The sequence below is a fragment of the Synechococcus sp. CBW1002 genome, from assembly GCF_015840915.1.
Lineage (GTDB): Bacteria > Cyanobacteriota > Cyanobacteriia > PCC-6307 > Cyanobiaceae > CBW1002.
Map to the genome: position 1 here is coordinate 3,163,835 of NZ_CP060398.1, position 17,764 is coordinate 3,181,598.

A 17,764-nucleotide genomic window follows, 5' to 3' on the forward strand; every position below is an offset into this window, starting at 1 on the left:
CAGACGCATGGCAGGATCTGCATTCTGCTGCTGCCCACGGCGGCACGCGCCCGTCCCTGCCGCCCATGCCCACCACCGAGGCCCAGCGCGCCGAGGGTGTCCATCCCCTGGTGGATGCTCTGGCCGAGAGAATCCGCCAGCAATGGGCGCTCCTGCCGGAGCTGGCCCCGCTGGCGGTGGACCCAGCCCTGGAGGCCATCACCGGCAGCCTCGATGGCGAGCACCTGTTCATCCGCAACGAGCTGCGTCAGTGCCGAGGATTGCGCAAGCTGCACCTGGAAACGGCACGGTTAGGGGCCGGCCTGCAGATCCTCCACTGCGTCTTCTTTCCGGATCCTCGCTACGACCTGCCCGTCTTCGGCGCCGACATCGTGGCGGGGCGCGGCGGAGTGTCGGCCGCCATCGTGGATCTCTCTCCGGTGCGTGGGGATCTCCCTGAAGGAATCGATGCAGCCCTGGAGGGGCTAGAGCGCCACACCTACGAAGGCGAACGGGAACTGCCGCCCTGGGGCTCGATCTTTTCGCGGCATGTGCGCTTTGTGCGGCCGGCCAATCCCCAGGAAGAGGAGTGGTTCATCGAGGAGGTGGCCTGTTTCCTGCAGATCCTGGGCGAGGCGATCAGGGGCACGGAACCGCAATCCAGCCAACATCCGAATACGATCAAGCGCTGGGCTGGTCAGCTCCACTATTGCAAGCAGCAGAAACAAAACGACAAGACCAGGCGGGTCCTGGAGAAAGCCTTCAACCCCGAATGGGCCGACCGCTACATCGAGGAGCTGCTGTTCGACGACCCGGCCCCGCTTTGAGTCTCGAAGGGCTCCACTCCCGCCCCCTGGTCCTGGGTCTTGGCCTGCTGGTGCTGGTGCTCGGCGGAGTGATCCTGTTGCGACAACGGTCCACGCCTCCGGCCCGACCTGCTCCGGCCCCTGCGACTGCCACGACCCAGACGCTGGAGGCGGTCTCCGCCCTGGGCCGGCTTGAGCCGGACGGTGATGTGCGCAAGCTGGCCGAACCGATGAACGGCATGGGGGGGAGCCCACGCATCCAAACCCTGCTGGTCGAGGAAGGCGATTTGGTGCGGCGCCAACAGGTTCTGGCCACCTTCGACAGCCGACCTGGCCTGCTGGCTCAGAAGAATGTGCTCTTCACCCGGATCAACAGTCTCCAGAATCAACTGGTGCTGCTGGAGCGGGAAACCAGCCGCTACCGCCGCCTCGCCAGCGCCGGAGCCACCGCCACTGGTGATCTGGAGGTGAGGGAGATCAAGCTGCTCGAACTGAAAGGCAATCTCGACGAGGCCCGATCGGAGCTGCGCCGGGTCGAAACCGACCTGGTGGACAGTGAACTCAGGGCCCCGATCGATGGCACCGTGCTGCACATCTGGACCCGGGCGGGCGAGCGTCCGGGGGCGAACGGCATTCTCGAGCTTGGTGGTGGCACTGGCATGGAAGCCATTGCCGAGGTCTACGAGAGCGATATCGACCGGATCAGGCTGGGGCAGAAGGTGCGGATCACCAGCGAAAACGGCGGGTTCAGTGGCAGCCTGGCCGGCCGCGTGATCCGGATCAGCCCGCAGGTGCGCCAGCGGGATGTGCTCTCCACCGACCCCACCGGCGATGCCGATGCCCGGGTGGTGGAGGTTCGTCTGGCGATTGATCCAGCCGATATGGAACGGGTGCGTCGCCTCGCCGGCCTCAAGATCGTCACCCGCTTCGAGAGCTGAGGTGAATCGGATGCAACCCCTGGCGGCACTGGCTTCGCTGTGGTCGTCCAGGCGCATTCCGATGTCCTGGCTGCTGCTCACCCGTCAGCCGGCCCGGTTGGCCGTGGCCCTGGCGGGCATCTGCTTCGCCGGCATCCTGATGTTCATGCAGTTCGGCTTCCGCGACGGACTGTTCGATGCCAGTGTCACGATCCACAAGCTCTTCGATACCGACCTGGTGCTGCTGAGCCCCCGCTCCAGCAGTTCGGTGAGCATGGCGGGCTTCCCTCGGCGCCGGTTGGTTCAGACCCTGGCCGATCCGGATGTGGCCGGGATCACCCCGGTGCACTGGAGTCTGCTGCTCTGGCGCAATCCCCAGACCCGGGCCACCCGCTCCCTGCTCACCCTGGGCTTCGAGCCCGACGACCCCCTGTTCACCGATCCCAGCCTGGCTGCCAAGAGCCAGGTGCTGACCCAGCGGGGTCGGGTGCTGTTCGATGAGCTGTCCCGGCCGGAATTCGGCCCTGTGGCCGAATGGTTCCGCCAGGGCCGGCTGGTCGAGAGTGAAATCTCCGGCAAACGGGTGCGGGTGGCGGGGCTGGTGGCCCTGGGAACCTCGTTCGGCGCCGATGGCAATCTGCTGACCAGCAGCGAGACCTATCTCAGCCTTCTGCCCGAAACGCCACCCGGCAGCATCGAAGTCGGTCTGATCCGCCTGCGACCGGGAGCCGACCCCGCAGCTGTGCAGCGTCGCCTGGAGGCGGCCCTGCCGCAGGACGTGCGCGTCTACACCAAGCAGGGCTTCATCAACTTCGAGATGAACTACTGGCGCGACAGCACCTCGATCGGCTTCATCTTCACCCTCGGTGCGGCAATGGGCTTCATCGTGGGCTGTGTGATCGTTTACCAGATCCTTTATTCCGACGTCAGTGATCACCTGCCCGAATACGCCACCTTGATGGCCATGGGTTACCGCCTCTCCACCCTGCTGGGCGTGGTGGCGCGTGAAGGCTTCTTTCTGGCGATCCTCGGCTACCTGCCGGCCTACGCCGCCGGCGAAGGCCTCTACGTGCTGGTGCGCAACGCCACCAACCTGCCGGTGGGCATGGACACGCCTCGGGCGGTGCTGGTCTTCGGCCTGATCCTGGTGATGTGCATGGGCTCAGCGGCCCTGGCCATGCGCCGGTTGGCCGATGCCGATCCAGCTGAAATCTTCTGATGCTCTTCTCTGAATCTCTGTTCTGAATCTCTCTTCAGGACCTCCTTTCAGACCGCTTCCGTTCCCCTTCCCCGGCCATGTCCGTCGACCCTCTTGCCACCGCGAATGCGCCCCAGCAGGGCGGCCCCAGCGTGGCGCTGCGGGGCCTGAGCCACTGGTACGGAAGCGGCGCCATGGAACGGCAGGTGCTGCAGGGGATCGATCTGGAGATTCATCCCGGCGAGGTGGTCTTGCTCACAGGACCATCCGGCTGCGGCAAGACCACCCTGCTCACCCTGGTGGGGGCCTTGCGCCAGGTGCAGGAGGGATCGGTGCGGGTGCTCGGCCAGGAGCTGCTCGACTCCAACAGGCGCCAGCTTCAGCGGCTTCGCCGTCAGATCGGCATGATCTTCCAGGGGCACAACCTGCTGGGCTTCCTCAGCGCTGAGCAGAACGTGCAGATGGGCTCCGACCTGCTCCCCGGTCTCGGCTATCGCGCCCGCCGCGACCAGGCCCGTGAATGGCTGCGGGCCGTGGGCCTGGGCGATCACCTCGGCAAGCTGCCCCACGATCTGTCCGGTGGCCAGAAGCAGCGCGTGGCGATCGCGCGTGCCCTGGCTTCCCATCCGCGCCTGCTGCTGGCCGACGAGCCCACCGCCGCCCTTGACAGCCGCAGTGGGCGTGAAGTGGTGGAGCTGCTGCGGGGGCTGGCCCGGGAGCAGGGCTGCGCGGTGCTGATGGTGACCCATGATCCCCGCATCCTCGATGTGGCGGATCGTCTGGTGCGGATGGAGGATGGCTGCCTGCAGGAGCAGGCAGATCCACGGCCGCTGGTGAATGCCACGGCCTGAGCCAGGTCTGGAGCGGGGTGTTGGGCTGGGCGGTGTTTCGGGAATCCCCAGCCGGACGCTGTCTGACGATTGGCTAGGGTTGAAGTTCAGTCATTTCCACTTACCGCAGGCCGTATGTCCAAGCGCAGGAATCTCAAGAAGGAAAAACAGGAACGCAATCGCGCTTACGCGCGCAAGTTCAAGAAGCGCAAGCTGCGCAACGATGGCCGCGGTGAAGGGGCCGGCAATGGCGTGACCGGCACGGCCAACAACGGCGGCGCTGCTGATTGAGTCCAGCTGCTTGCTGGGCCCGGAGAGTCAAGGATCCTGCGGGATCCTTTTTTTTCGCCCGACTGTTGTCCCGGCGCCCGACCGACCGCCTCGTCATCACCGGCGCGCCCCTTGCTCTGCGCCTTGCTGCTGCCTCTGCTTCTGCAGACCCGCAGCCTGTACCCCCTCCTGAGCGGCCATGTTTCTGAGCGTCGTCATCCCCACCTACAACCGCCTGCCGATCCTGCGGAAATGCCTGCTGGCACTGGAGGCTCAGCAGCTGGCAGCGCCGGTTGAGGATTTCGAGGTGGTGCTGGTCGACGACGGCTCCACCGACGACACCGTCACCTGGCTTGAGCAGCAGGCCGATCTGCTTCCCCATGTGCGCCTGATCCGCCAGGAACACGGAGGCCCGGCCGAAGGGCGCAACCGCGGTGTCGATCATGCCCACGGCGATGTGATCGTGTTCATCGACAGCGATCTGGTGGTGCTGCCCGACTTCCTCTGCTGCCATGCCCGCGCCCTGCAGCGCAGCTGGCAGAGCCGCGGCGACAAGCTCTGCTTCACCTATGGCGCCGTGATCAACACCGCCAACTTCGAGGAACCCACCAGCGAACCGCACAAGCTCAACGACCACTCCTGGGCCTACTTCGCCACCGGCAACGTGGCGATCGATCGGGAGCTGCTGGAGCGCGCCGGCCTGTTCGACACCAGCTTTCGCCTCTACGGCTGGGAGGATCTGGAGCTGGGGGAACGACTGCGCAGGCTTGGTGTGGTGCTGGTCCGTTGTCCTGAAGCCGCCGGCTATCACTGGCATCCGCCCCTGAGCCTTGAGCAGATCCCTGATCTGATCCGGGTCGAACGCGAGCGGGCCAAGATGGGGCTGGTGTTCTTCCGCAAGCACCCCACCCGGCGGGTGCGCTTCATCATCCAGTACACCTGGCTGCATCGCGCCCTCTGGGAGCTGCTCACGCTGGGTGGTCTGCTCAATGAACGCAGCCTCAGACCTCTGCTGGCCTGGCTGATTCGCCATGGCAAGGCAGGGCTGGCGATGGAGCTGCTGCGGCTGCCGCTCAACCGCATCGGCGTTCGGGCGCTGTATGGGGAAGCGCGCCAGGCCTGAGGGGCTGTGGAGCCAGCAACACCATTTGATACGGTGTCTGGGTCCTATTCACCGCACACCTGTCCGTTTCGGGTGATCGGGCATGACATTGCCAATCCCTCCTTCCAGGGTAGTTGGCGTCTTTCAGTCGTGCCAACGGATCCCAGGCAGGTGGAGGCCAACCCGAAACTTCCCGATTCATGGCTGTTGTCACCCTTTCCGAAATGATGGAGGCGGGTGCCCACTTTGGGCACCAGACCCGCCGCTGGAATCCCAAGATGTCGCGCTACATCTATTGCGCGCGCAACGGGGTCCATATCATCGATCTCGTGCAGACTGCCGTCTGCATGAACAATGCCTACAAGTGGGTGCGTAATGCCGCCCGCAGCGGCAAGCGTTTCCTGTTCGTGGGCACCAAGAAGCAGGCCTCCGAGGTGATCGCCATTGAGGCCACCCGCTGCGGCGCCTCCTATGTGAACCAGCGTTGGCTGGGCGGCATGCTCACCAACTGGACCACGATGCGGGCCCGCATCGACCGCCTCAAGGACCTGGAGCGCATGGAGAGCTCCGGTGCCATCGCCATGCGCCCCAAGAAAGAAGGCGCTGTCCTGCGGCGTGAACTGGAGCGTCTGCAGAAGTATCTGGGTGGCCTGAAGAACATGCGCCGCCTGCCGGACGTGGTTGTTCTGGTGGACCAGCGCCGTGAGACCAACGCGGTGCTCGAGGCCCGCAAGCTGGACATCCCCCTGGTGTCGATGCTCGACACCAATTGCGATCCGGACCTCTGCGACGTGCCGATTCCCTGCAACGACGACGCCGTGCGTTCGGTGCAGCTGGTGCTCGGCCGCCTCGCCGATGCCATCAATGAAGGCCGTCACGGTGCGCAGGACCAGCGCGGTGCCGACGACGAGAGCTGAGTCGTCTCGAACAAACCCGGTTACACCATCGTCGTCTGAACTGTCCGCCCTGGTGGTGGACGCGATCCAGAGGGGGAGAGTCTGGCGGCCTCTCCTCCATTCCTCATTTCCTCTTTCGAGAGACTCGGGCGCTACGCCACGCCAGTTCGCCGGTCCACCGCATTGGCGCTGGCTGGTCACACGGGTCTGCCGCGACGCCCAGGCGGCTTCAGACACTGGGCACCTTTCCTTCCTTTCCACCCCACCCATGGCTGAGATTTCAGCGAAGCTTGTCAAGGAACTGCGCGACAAGACCGGCGCAGGGATGATGGACTGCAAGAAGGCCCTGGCCGAATCCGCCGGGGACATGACCAAGGCCAGCGAGTGGCTGCGCCAGAAGGGCATTGCCAGCGCCGAAAAGAAAGCTGGCCGCACGGCCGCTGAGGGCGCCATCGGCAGCTACATCCACACGGGTGCCCGTGTTGGCGTGCTCGTGGAGGTGAACTGCGAGACCGACTTCGTCGCTAGAGGCGAAGTGTTCCAGGAACTGCTGCGCAACGTCGCCATGCAGATCGCCGCCTGCCCGGGTGTGGAATATGTCGCCGTCGACGACATTCCTGCCGAGATCGCCGAGCGCGAGAAGGCGATCGAGATGGGCCGCGATGACCTGGCGGGCAAGAAAGAGCAGATGAAGGTGAAGATCGTCGAAGGCCGCATCGGCAAGCGTCTTAAGGAGATGGCCCTGCTGGAGCAGGCCTTCATCAAGGACAACACCCTGACCGTGGCGGAACTGGTCAAGCAGGTGGCCGGCAAAGTGGGCGAAAACATCCAGGTGCGTCGCTTCACCCGCTACACCCTCGGCGAAGGGATTGAAGTGGAGCAGTCTGACTTTGCCGCCGAAGTGGCCGCCATGTCCGGCAAGGCAGCCTGAGCCGCTGATCACTCCCGACTCACCGATGTCCCTGCTCGAAGCCAGACGAACCCGTCTGGCCCTGATCGACCAGGTGAAACGTGGCAATGCCAAGCGATACAGAGCCCTGGCCCTGTATCTCCAGGTGCTGCGCGAAGGCCTGCTGAACCGGATTCAGCAGGCCTGTTTTCATCTGGCCACGCAGGTTTTTCCCCAACGCTATGCCGCTCTGCGGCCGCCCCAGCGTCTGGAACTGCATCGCCGTCTTGAGGCGCTGGTGGAACGGTGCAGCACCCTGCTCACGGTGGAGCAGCTCGCGGTTCTGGCTCACCAACAGGCCCAGCAGAAGATTGCTCGCAGTCAGCGCCAGCAGCGCCGGTTTCTGCAGTCGCTGCGCGACTCCGTCGAGGAGACGGTGCAACCTCCTGAGCGAGAGCAGCTTGAACCACTGCCTCAGGGGTCGATCCGTCTGGGACTCGATCTGCCCCTGTCCACTGATCTGTTGGCCGGCCAGGAATTGTTCACCTCCGGGTTGCCATCACCGCTGGCAGCTTCGGAAGCAGCGGCCCGTGGAGCCGTTTCCATCGATCAGCCCAGCGACGCCGAGGGGCCTGCTGATCCAGACAGCGATGTGTTTGACCTCGAGGGGCTTGATGACGGCCTCGACGACGGACTGGATGACGGCCTCGCAGAGGAGGATCTGGACATCCCTGGGGTGGAGTCCCCCGGATCATCCGATCCAGAGTCCGAGGGCTCCCATTCGGCCTTGATGGCGGCCTTCGGGCAGTTGCTGGAGGCTTCCCTGCGTGATGGTCCCGCCGGCCTGAGTGACCAGACTCGATCCGGTCGTGTTGATCAACAGGATCAAGCTCAGTCGAATCAGTTTCGCTCGGGTCTTCCTGAATCAGCTCTGCCTGAGATTGATCAGCCTGAGACTGCCCAGGATGAGCCAGGTCAGCTTGCGCCGGACTCCACCACACAAGAGTCTCTCTGGACTCAGGGATCGTTGCCTGCGGATCCTGTGGGGCTGACGCTGTGGTTCGAGGGCATGGAGGCGGCGCTGACACGCCGGCTGCGCAATCTCTCCCATGCGATCAATGTGGAGTTGCTGCGCCTGGGGCTGATCCGCAGCCTGCTGCCTGTGAACCTGCTTGATGCGGTGCTGCAGGGCCAGGTGGATACCCTGCCAGCAGGACCCAACCTGGTACGACTGGCTCTGTCCTTCCCCGATCCAAGTGGGCAGGGCAGTCTCGAGTCGATCGCGCTGTTGTTGCGTTCGGCTGATCTCGAACTGGAGCTGCCCAGCCTGCGAACCTGCCGGCGAAGGCTGGAGCAGATGCTGCAGGAGGATCGCAGAATGGCTGAGCAGTTTCGCCGTCTGGAGCGGCGGATCCAGGTGCTGGAAGCCGAGGTTCTGTGGCTGGAGGACAACAACAGGCTGAATCCAACTCAGGAGCCATCCCCACAGGAGATCTCCCAGCGGGAAGGCTCCCCGCAGGAGCCACCGGCGAGCTGAACGCGGAGCGGTGGCTCCGGGATCTGCAACAGGCCCTCCGCCTTGAGGTGGAGCGGGGTTGTGTCAATCTGATGGGCCGTCAGCAGCGCTTCAGTGCCTTTGCGGCGGAGTGCTGGCAGGCGGTGCCGCTATCGCTCCGGACGGAGGAACGGAGCCAGGCCCGGAGTTTTGCCGAGGCCTTCGCCACCTATGGCCAGTTGAGTGTGGCCCGCCGTCAGAGCCTGGTGCGCCGCTGCCGCCAGTGGCTGCACGACTGGCAACGGAGCCGGCAACCCAGCAGCCCCGTGGCACCACCCCGACTGCGGCTCTCTCCCGATTCCTGCCAGGCCCCGCGTCGTGGCTCCGGGCGGCTGCAGCTCGACACCCCTCTGGCAGAGATGCCCGGCGTCGGGCCGAAAACCGCCGCTCGCCTGGCGGCCCTGGGACTGCTGCTGGCCAGAGACCTGCTGCACTACTACCCACGCGACTACCTCGACTACGCCCATCTGGTGCGCATCTCCGCCCTGGAACCGGGCCGAACCGCCACGATCGTGGCCAGCGTGCGGCGCTGCCATGCCTTCAACAGCCCGCGCAACCCCAACCTCTCGATCCTGGAGCTGCATCTGCAGGACTGCACCGGTCGTCTGCGGGTCTCCCGTTTCTTTGCCGGAAAACGCTTCGCCTCGCCGGGCTGGCTGAAGGGCCAGCAGCGTCTCTATCCGCCGGGCGCTGATGTGGCTGTGAGCGGGCTGGTCAAGGACAGCCCCTACGGCCCCTGTTTCCAGGATCCGCTGATTGAGGTGCTGGAGGACCCCCGTGCCCTGGTGCGATCCGAGCAGATCGGCCGCATGGTGCCGGTCTATGGCCTCACCGAAGGGCTGGGTGCCGATCGGCTGCGTCAGATCGTGGCAGGGGTGCTCGGCCTGGCGTCGGCTCAGCCCGATCCATTGCCCCTGGCGATCCGTCAGCACCACGCGCTGATGGAACGGTCCGGCGCCCTGGTGGCGATCCACCGTCCTACCGATGCAGCCCAGCTGCAGGCGGCCCGGCGGCGTCTGGTCTTCGATGAGTTCCTGTTGCTGCAACTGGCGCTGTGCCGCCGCCGGCAGGAGTTCCGCAGTCGGATCGCACCGGTGCTGCAATCTCCGGCCGGCGGCACCACTGATGGCACGACCGGCACTGCCAGTCCAACTCCCACTCCCACATTGGTGGAGCGCTTCCTGGACCTGCTGCCCTTTCCCCTCACCGGTGCCCAGCAACGGGTCTTGAGCGAGATCCGCCGCGACCTGGCCCGCCCCCAGCCCATGGCCCGCCTGGTGCAGGGGGATGTGGGCAGCGGCAAGACCGTGGTCGCCCTGGCGGCCCTGCTGATCGCCGTCGAGGCCGGTTGCCAGGGGGTGCTGATGGCCCCGACGGAGGTGCTGGCCGAGCAGCATGTCGCCAAGATCGGTGCCTGGCTGCCGCAGCTCCATGTCAGCAGCGCCCTGCTCACCGGATCCACTCCGGCGGCGCGGCGGCGGGAGCTGCTCCAGGACCTGATCAACGGCCAGCTGCAGGTGCTGGTGGGAACGCACGCGCTCCTGGAAGACCCGGTGCAGTTCCAGCGGCTGGGTCTGGTTGTTGTGGACGAGCAGCACCGGTTCGGCGTGCGTCAGCGCAACCGTCTGCTGGCCAAGGGCCTGCAGCCGCACCTGCTCACGATGACGGCCACGCCGATTCCCCGCACCCTGGCGTTGTCGTTGCATGGCGATCTGGACGTGAGTCAGATCGACGAGCTGCCCCCCGGTCGCCAGCCGATCCGGACCCGCTGCCTGCGTGCCAGCCAGCGCCATGAGGTTCATGCCTTGATCCGGGAGCAGGTGGCCGCGGGGCAGCGCGCCTACGTGGTGCTGCCCCTGGTGGAGGAATCGGAGAAGATCGACCTGCTCTCAGCGGTGGCCGTGCACCGGCAGCTTCAGGAGGAGGTCTTCCCCGATCTGCAGGTGGGTCTGCTGCACGGCCGGCTCGGCAGCGACGACAAGCAGAGGGTGCTCACGGCCTTCGCCAACGGCGACTGCCAGGTGCTGGTCAGCACCACGGTGGTGGAAGTGGGGGTGGATGTGCCGGAGGCGAGCGTGATGGTGATCGAGCATGCCGAGCGCTTCGGACTGGCTCAGCTGCACCAGCTGCGCGGCCGCGTCGGTCGTGGCAGCGCCGCCTCCCAGTGTCTGCTGATCCATGACGGCAACAACGCCCTGGCACGGCAGCGGCTGGAGGTGCTGGTGGGCAGCAGCGATGGCTTTGCCATTGCCGAGATGGACCTGCAGTTGCGTGGGCCCGGTGCGGTGCTCGGAACCCGGCAGTCCGGTCTGCCGGATCTGGCCCTGGCCAGCCTCACGGACGATGGCTCCGTGCTGGAGCTGGCCCGGGATGTGGCCCAGGCGTTGATCGCAGCGGATCCCAATCTGGAGCACCATCGTGGCCTGGCCGAAGCGCTGGCGGAGCAGCGGCAGCGGCAGCTGGAAGCGGCCCGCTTGAATTGAGCGGGTGGCCATTCTGCCAACCCCCTGCTTGATTCCCCGATGCTGCGTCCCTGGAGTGCCATCCCGATCGATGACGCTGGCGAGCCGCTCGAGGCGCTGCCGATGGCGCTGCTGCGGCTGGAACCCCATCCGTACCAGGTGCTTGGCGCCCCCTATGGCACGGCGGAAGGGCCCTTTCGCCTGCGTCGCGGTGTGATCGAGCGGCTGTTGCAGGCTCAGGAACAGCTGCAGCGCCAGCACCCGGGCTGGAGGCTTGCCATTTTTGATGCCTGGCGGCCGGTGGCCGTCCAGAGCTTCATGGTGCGCCATACCGTGATCGAGGAGTGTGGTCGACTGGGCTTGGATCCAGCTCCGGCACTCGCCCTGGTACAGGGCGACGCAGAGGCCGACGCCATCGCCCCTGCCCAGCGGCAGGTGGTGGAGCAGGTGGGTCGCTTCTGGGCTCCACCCAGCGACGATCCGGCCACGCCACCGCCCCACAGCACCGGAGCAGCCGTGGATCTCACCCTGGCGGACTCCGCCGGAGTTCCTCTGGCGATGGGGGGCGCCATCGATGCGCTCGATGCTGTATCGGAACCCGATCACTACCGGGCCGCCGCGGAGCAAGACCCCTCGAGTGAGGCGGGCACCTGGCAGCGGCGACGCCATGGGCTACGGCAGGCGATGGAGTCGGCCGGGTTCCGGCAACACCCCAATGAATGGTGGCACTTCAGCCACGGCGACCAGCTCTGGGCCTGGCGGCAGGGAGCTGCACAGGCCCGTTACGGGCGCTGTCTGGATTGATGGGCTGCGGCAGGCCTAACGGCCTGGGGCCGTGGGGCCTGAATGCAGGCCGAGCTTGCGGCGTAACTGGGCAGCCTCGCCGGCACTGAGCAGGCCCTGGGAGAGGCAGCCATCAATCGTTCGGCTGGTCATGTCCGCCTGCATCCCGCGCAGCTTCTGTTTCACGGCCTCTGGCTGGTCGGCGAAGGGCGCCAGATGCCGCTGGTACGCCGCGGTGATCGTGCTCACCTGACAGGTCTGCTGATCGGGCTGGTAAATGGTGGGCTTGCCGGGGGGACGGGGCGGTTTGGCCGGTTCCGCCAGGGCGGCCGTTCCGATCGACAGACAGACAACCGCCAGCAGATACAGCTGCCGGGCCCTGGGCATCAGACGACGCTGGGTGGAACGGTGCTGCTGCATGACCCGGAGCGGGATGAGGAGATGGGAACGGATACGGACTGAGCTGATCAGTCTCAGAGGCTGGCAGCGGTCAGCAGATCACGCACGGCTGCATCGCCTTCACGGGCCACGAAGTCGCCGAAGCTGCGCCGCCCTCCCCGTTCAGCCCAGGCCCTGAGCAGCGGCTCCAGGGTGGCCTCAAGATTCTCAAGAGGCATGCGCTCCAGGTAAGGCTGGGCCAGCCGGGTGAGGTTGGGCGAGCCGCCGAGCCAGAGCTGGTACTGATCGACGCCACTTCCCACCAGACCGATTTCCGCCATGTACGGCCGGGCGCAACCGTTCGGGCAGCCGGTCATGCGCACCAGAATCTGCCGATCAATGCCGAGCCGGCCCAGAAGTGCCTCCAATCGATCCAGTACCGCCGGCAGGATGCGCTCCGATTCGGTGATCGCCAGTCCACAGGTGGGCAGGGCTGGGCAGGCGATCGCGTGGCGGGCAAGCAGCGGCGGCGCCTCCGGCGTTTCGAAACCGAGATCAGCCAGGGCCAAGCGCAGGCTGGCCCGCTGGCTGGTGCCGATGTTGCAGAGCAGCAGGTCCTGGTTGGGAGTGAGGCGCACCTCCAGCTTGAAGGTATCGACAATCTTGCGGAGGCCCAGCTTGAGATCTCCCTCGAGGCGGCCACAGAGGACGGGCAGTCCCACGAACCAGAGGCCACTGCTCTGACGATGCCAGCCGAGGTAGTCGGTGAGCTTGGTGGTGGGCTCCTGGCGCAGACCCTTGATCGGATGGGAGAAGTAACGCTGCTGCAGTTCGTCGCGGAACCAGGCGATGCCGCGGTCGTGGATCAGATATTTCATGCGCGAGTGGCGCCGCTGGTGGCGGTCACCGTGATCGCGCTGCAGGGCCACGATCGCCTGCAGAAGATCGAAGATCCCATCCGCCGCCACATAGCCGAGCGGATCGGCGATGCGGGCAAAGGTTTCCTCCTTGTTGTGGGTGCGGCCCATGCCGCCTCCCACATACACGTTGCAGCCCTGGGGACGGCCGGAAGGATCGGTGAACAGCACCAGGCCCACGTCCTGGGTGAGCAGGTCAACGGAGTTGTCACCGGGAACGGTGACCGCCACCTTGAACTTCCGCGGCAGATAGGTGGTTCCGTACAGGGGCTCTTCGGGCGTGCCGCTGTAGATGTGGCCGTCCACCTGCCGCTGCCGCGCCTTGCGGACCGGAGCCGCCGCTTTGATGCGGTAGCTGAGGTCGCCATCCACCCAGAGGTCCAGGTAGGTGCCCTCCGCAGCCTGGGGAGCAAGCAGGTCGGCGATCTGATCGGCCAGCTCTCGGGCCGCTGGATAGCCACCCTTCTCAAAGGGAGCGGCGGGGGCCATCACATTGCGGTTGATGTCGCCGCAGGCCGACAAGGTGGAGCCCAGGGATCGGATGATCGTGCCGATCACCTCCTTGATGTTCCCCTTGCGGATCCCATGCATCTGGAAGGCCTGGCGGGTGGTGATCCGCAGAGTTCCGTTGCCGAGCCGGTCGGCCAACGTATCCAGGGCGAGATAGAGATCGGTGGGGATACGACCACCCGGGTTGCGCAGGCGCAGCATCAACTGCCAGTCCTTCTCCTTGCCCTTCTCGCGGTTGTCGCGGTTGTCCTGCTGGTAACTGCCGTGGTACTTGAGGATCTGAACGGCGTTCTCACTGAAATGTGAGACACCATTGACCAGTTCCGTGGCCAGAGGTTCTCGCAGAAAGCCGCTTTCGCGTTTGAGACCCTCCAGCTTGGACGGGGCTTTGGCGGCAATGGCTGGATTCAGGCTGGTCTCGGATCCCGTCTCTGCCTCAGGGGTCGACACCGCCGACGCGCTGGCGGGGGCCGTCGTCTTGGGCATTGCGGATCCGGCGGGCACGGGAAGGACTCGAAACTAGCGAATGGTGTGCCAAACAGAGGGGGTCGTCCCCACACCGTTCAATACAGTCGTCCATTGCTGTGGCTGGAGCGTGTCCACCTTCCTGCTGGAGATCGGTACCGAGGAACTGCCCGCCGACTTCGCTCAATCCGCCCTGTCTCAGCTGGAACAGCTGGTGAGCGCCGATCTGCTGGTGAGCCGCCTCAGCTTTGGGCGTGTGCGCTGCCTCGGCACACCGCGGCGGCTGGTGGTGCTGATCGATGGACTTGCCGAACGGCAGGAGGATCTGGAGGAGGAACGCAAGGGGCCCCCTGAAGCCCAGGCCTTCCGGGATGGTGCCCCAACAGCGGCGGCCATCGGCTTCGCCCGCCGTTGCGGCGTGGCCGCCGAGCAGCTCGAGGTCCGGGACACCCCCAAGGGTCCCTTTGTCTTCGCCCGCATCCTCGACCCGGGCCGGGCCGCTGCGGATCTGCTCACCGACCTGGTGCCGGCCTGGATCAACGGGCTTCAGGGCCGTCGTTTCATGCGCTGGGGCGAGGGCGACGATCGCTTCAGCCGGCCGATTCGCTGGCTTGTGGTCTTGCTGGGAGAGAAGGTTCTGCCTGTGACGCTGGCGGGCAGTGATCCCCAGGTGACGGCGGGAAACCGCAGCCGGGGGCATCGCCTCTCCGGCACCGATGTGACCATCGCGTCAGCAGAGTCCTATGAGGCCGCTCTCGCGGCTTCTGGTGTGGTCGTGGATCGCCAGCTCCGTGCCGATCAGATCCGCCGGATGATCGAAGCGTCTGCCACCGCCTTGGCGGCCCAGGCCGATCTGCCTCAGGAGCTGTTTGAGGAGCTCACCGATCTGGTGGAGGCACCGCTGCTGATCGAAGGGGCCATCAGTGATCACTCCCTGGACCTGCCACCCGAGGTGCTCAGCACCGTGATGCGGGCCCATCAGCGCTACGTGCCTCTCTATCGCCTCAAGGCGGAGCGGGATCCCCTGGCCCTGGAGGCTCGCTCCAGCCTGCTGCCTCGGTTCCTCTGCATCGGCAACGGCCTGCCGGAAGCCAAGGACACCGTGCGCCGTGGCAACGAGCGCGTTCTCAAAGCCCGCCTCGCTGACGCCGCCTTTTTCCTCGAGGCCGACCGGGCCGTGGCCAGCATCGATCGGCGCGATCAGCTGCACCGGGTGGCCTTCGCCAAGGGACTGGGCAGCCTGCGGGATCGCTGCGAGCGGCTGGAGTGGTGCACCGATGTGCTGCTCGAGCAGCTCGATCTTCCGACCGTCACCGCGGATCACGCCCGCCGTGCTGCCCATCTCTGCAAGCACGATCTGGTCAGCCAGATGGTGGGCGAGTTCCCCGAGCTTCAGGGGGTGATCGGGGGCAAATATCTGCTGGCCGAGGGAGAACCGCGGCCGGTTGCTTTGGCGGTGTTGGAGCATTACCTGCCCAGGGGAGCCGGCGACGCTCTGCCCGGCTCCGATGCCGGCGCCATTGTTGCCCTGGCTGAACGGCTGGAACTGCTGCTGAGCATCTACGCCAAGGGAGAACGCCCCAGCGGTTCCTCCGACCCCTACGCCCTGCGCCGCGCCGGCAACGGCCTTCTTCAGATCCTCTGGGAGCGCAACTGGATTCTGGATCTGCATGCCCTGCTCCATCGGGCTGCAGGCCATTGGGCCGAGCTGCTGCCCCACTTCGCGGTGGATCCCCAGGCTCTGGCCGCCGAACTGGGCGACTTGCTGCGGCAACGTCTGATCAGCCTGCTGGAGGAGGAGGGCATCGATGCGGATCTGGTGCAGGCGGTCGCCGGGGATGCGATGGCCCTGGAGCGGGTGCTCAGGGATCCGGCCGATGCCCGGCGGCGGGCCGAGTTGCTGCGCAGTCTTCGGGGTTGCGGCACCCTTTCGGCCCTGCAGGCGGTGGTGACCCGAGCCGCCAGGCTCGCCGCGAAGGGAGATCTGGACCCCTTGGTGCTGAATCCGGCTGGGGTGGTGGAGGCGCAGCTGTTCGAAACGAGCAGTGAAGTGGCCATGCTGGAGGTGCTGCAGCAGCTCGAACCCCTGGCGGTCGCCAGCTCCCTGAGCGGCAAGCAGGACGGCTACCAGGCACTGGCCGATGGCCTGGTGGGCAGCGCCGAAGTTCTGGCCGCCTTCTTTGATGGCGACGACAGCGTCCTGGTGATGGTGGACGATCCGGCCGTGCGCCGCAATCGCCTCAATCTGCTGGGGGTACTGCGCAATCAGGCCACCGTGCTGGCCGATTTCAGCCGGATCAGCGGCTGAAATCGGATCTGATGCTCGTTTGATCCAAAAAAAAATGGCCCGCTCCAGGGGCCATTGATTCCCGTGGTGTTGTGTACTGGCCGGGCTTCACTTGCCCGCCAGTGCCGGTTCTCGCTCTTCACTGCTGCCTTCGGGTCTGCTGCTGGCTTCTGGACGGGCCAATGGCTTCTTCTGATTGGCCACCTTGATGCCTCCTTTGATCGCGCTCACGGCCAGAAGCGCTCCGGCCTCCTCCTCGGATCGCACGGCACTGGGCACCGGCTTGTAGGTGCCGGGCGCGAGGGCGTTGCCGCGCAACACAGCGCCCAGAGTGAGCAGGGTCAGCTTGAGCTGCTGCCAGGGATTCATCGCCACAACGCGTTTGTAGAGATAGCTGTCGAAGGTGAGTCTCTGCACATCCTTGTCGTCGCACATCTCGACGAAGGCCTCGCGGGCGGCATCGTTGCGGTAGAAGATGTTCTGCAGAATCTCGAGCACTTTGTACGTGGCACCGTACTTTCGGTCCCACTTCTTCAAGTATTTCTTCAGATCAGCTTCGCTGGGAATTCGGGTTCCACCAGCACTGGCAGCCACGATCTCCTCAGCGCACATGCGCCCGCTCTTGGCAGCGAAGTAGATGCCCTCACCCGAGCTCTTGGTCACATAGCCGGCGGCATCCCCCACCAGAGCCATACGTCCGACAACGCGGCGAGGACGGGGATGTTCTGGGATCGGGTGGGCTTCCACCTTGACCACCTCACCGTTGAGCAGGCGCATCTTGGCCCGCTCGCGAATGCCGACCTGCAGACCCTTGATCAAGGCCTGGTTCTCCTGCATGGTGCCGGTGCCGACAGCCACATGGTCGTACTTGGGGAAGACCCAGGCATAGAAATCGGGGGACACATCGGTGCCCACATACATCTCTGCCAGATCTTCGTAATAGGCCATCTCCTCGGGCGGTAATTTGATCCGCTCCTGGAAGGCGATGGCCACGTTGTAGTCGCCGGCATCCATGGCCTTGGCCACCCGGCTGTTGGCGCCATCGGAGCCGATGATCAGGTCCACTTCCAGGGTCTTGGCCTCGCCGGTCGCCTCACCGGAGGCGTAATCGGAATAGGTGAGGGTGTATGGACCCTGGCGGGCCACACCAGTGTCGATCTTCGTGACCAGTCCGTTGATCAGGTGAGCGCCCAGATCAGCGGCACGGTTGCGCAGGAAGGAATCCATCACCTCGCGCCGGCACATGCCGATGTATTCATTCTGATTGTCCAGATGAATGTCCACCTCCCGATTGGAGGGGGAGATCATCCGCATGTTTCGCACCTTGCGGTCGATGATCGATTCGGGCAGATCAAACTCTTCGACCATGCAGAGCGGAATCGCTCCGCCGCAGGGTTTGGCATTGTCGAGTTTCCGCTCGAACAGCCAGGTCTCGATTCCCGCCTTGGCGAGCACTTCCGCAGCACAGGACCCGCTCGGGCCACCGCCCACTACCGCAACGCGCAACATCTTGAAACCTG

The 17,764-nt window shown here is 65.5% G+C and carries 15 protein-coding genes; 12 read left to right on the forward strand and 3 right to left on the reverse strand.

From position 1 onward, the window contains the following. The first annotated feature begins 65 nt into the window (after positions 1 to 65). The 11 genes from H8F24_RS15585 (at position 66) to H8F24_RS15635 (ending at position 11,708) form a co-directional block, all read left to right on the forward strand. Positions 66 to 806 carry a phycocyanobilin:ferredoxin oxidoreductase gene (locus H8F24_RS15585; protein WP_197170186.1) on the forward strand — a complete coding sequence of 247 codons (741 nt, stop codon included), beginning with the start codon at positions 66 to 68 and terminating at the stop codon, positions 804 to 806. After that, positions 803 to 1,723, forward strand: a complete 921-nt coding sequence (locus H8F24_RS15590; RefSeq protein WP_231597887.1) for an HlyD family efflux transporter periplasmic adaptor subunit — start codon at positions 803 to 805, stop codon at positions 1,721 to 1,723. The genes H8F24_RS15585 and H8F24_RS15590 overlap by 4 nt, the downstream gene beginning before the upstream one ends. Before the next feature lie 10 nt (positions 1,724 to 1,733). After that, complete coding sequence (devC, locus tag H8F24_RS15595; RefSeq protein ID WP_197159260.1) at positions 1,734 to 2,921, forward strand: ABC transporter permease DevC; 1,188 nt, start codon at positions 1,734 to 1,736, stop codon at positions 2,919 to 2,921. A gap of 77 nt (positions 2,922 to 2,998) precedes the next feature. After that, the gene (locus H8F24_RS15600; protein ID WP_197170188.1) at positions 2,999 to 3,751 is read left to right on the forward strand and encodes a DevA family ABC transporter ATP-binding protein; all 753 of its coding nucleotides are present in this window, start codon (positions 2,999 to 3,001) and stop codon (positions 3,749 to 3,751) included. A gap of 114 nt (positions 3,752 to 3,865) precedes the next feature. Beyond that, positions 3,866 to 4,021 carry a hypothetical protein gene (locus H8F24_RS15605; RefSeq protein WP_011293689.1) on the forward strand — a complete coding sequence of 52 codons (156 nt, stop codon included), beginning with the start codon at positions 3,866 to 3,868 and terminating at the stop codon, positions 4,019 to 4,021. A 178-nt stretch (positions 4,022 to 4,199) separates the two neighbouring features. After that, positions 4,200 to 5,123 carry a glycosyltransferase family 2 protein gene (locus H8F24_RS15610; RefSeq protein WP_197170189.1) on the forward strand — a complete coding sequence of 308 codons (924 nt, stop codon included), beginning with the start codon at positions 4,200 to 4,202 and terminating at the stop codon, positions 5,121 to 5,123. A gap of 179 nt (positions 5,124 to 5,302) precedes the next feature. Next, positions 5,303 to 6,019: a 30S ribosomal protein S2 gene (gene rpsB / locus H8F24_RS15615; protein ID WP_197155394.1), complete on the forward strand. Its 717-nt coding sequence runs from the start codon at positions 5,303 to 5,305 to the stop codon at positions 6,017 to 6,019. Positions 6,020 to 6,266: 247 nt separating this feature from the next. After that, positions 6,267 to 6,929 (forward strand): translation elongation factor Ts, encoded by a 663-nt coding sequence (gene tsf, locus H8F24_RS15620; protein WP_197155396.1) that lies wholly within the window; start codon positions 6,267 to 6,269, stop codon positions 6,927 to 6,929. Between the two features lie 25 nt (positions 6,930 to 6,954). Then, on the forward strand, positions 6,955 to 8,424 hold the full coding sequence (locus H8F24_RS15625) for a hypothetical protein (protein WP_197170190.1): 1,470 nt from the start codon (positions 6,955 to 6,957) through the stop codon (positions 8,422 to 8,424). A 47-nt stretch (positions 8,425 to 8,471) separates the two neighbouring features. Beyond that, positions 8,472 to 10,925, forward strand: coding sequence for an ATP-dependent DNA helicase RecG (gene recG / locus H8F24_RS15630; protein ID WP_231597888.1), 2,454 nt, complete (start codon positions 8,472 to 8,474; stop codon positions 10,923 to 10,925). Between the two features lie 39 nt (positions 10,926 to 10,964). Further along, positions 10,965 to 11,708 carry a M15 family metallopeptidase gene (locus H8F24_RS15635; protein WP_197170191.1) on the forward strand — a complete coding sequence of 248 codons (744 nt, stop codon included), beginning with the start codon at positions 10,965 to 10,967 and terminating at the stop codon, positions 11,706 to 11,708. Positions 11,709 to 11,723: 15 nt separating this feature from the next. On the opposite strand, the gene H8F24_RS15640 is transcribed toward H8F24_RS15635, so the two are convergent. Both H8F24_RS15640 and sir read right to left on the reverse strand, forming a co-directional pair. After that, positions 11,724 to 12,107: a hypothetical protein gene (locus tag H8F24_RS15640; RefSeq protein WP_197170192.1), complete on the reverse strand. Its 384-nt coding sequence runs from the start codon at positions 12,105 to 12,107 to the stop codon at positions 11,724 to 11,726. A gap of 53 nt (positions 12,108 to 12,160) precedes the next feature. Next, positions 12,161 to 13,978, reverse strand: coding sequence for a sulfite reductase, ferredoxin dependent (sir, locus tag H8F24_RS15645; protein ID WP_197172427.1), 1,818 nt, complete (start codon positions 13,976 to 13,978; stop codon positions 12,161 to 12,163). Between the two features lie 109 nt (positions 13,979 to 14,087). Between sir and glyS the strand changes: the two genes are divergently transcribed. Next, complete coding sequence (glyS, locus tag H8F24_RS15650) at positions 14,088 to 16,265, forward strand: glycine--tRNA ligase subunit beta (RefSeq protein ID WP_197170193.1); 2,178 nt, start codon at positions 14,088 to 14,090, stop codon at positions 16,263 to 16,265. A gap of 87 nt (positions 16,266 to 16,352) precedes the next feature. Here the strand turns inward: glyS and chlP are convergent, their stop codons facing one another. Beyond that, on the reverse strand, positions 16,353 to 17,753 hold the full coding sequence (chlP, locus tag H8F24_RS15655) for a geranylgeranyl reductase (RefSeq protein ID WP_197170194.1): 1,401 nt from the start codon (positions 17,751 to 17,753) through the stop codon (positions 16,353 to 16,355). Between the last annotated feature and the right edge of the window lie 11 nt (positions 17,754 to 17,764).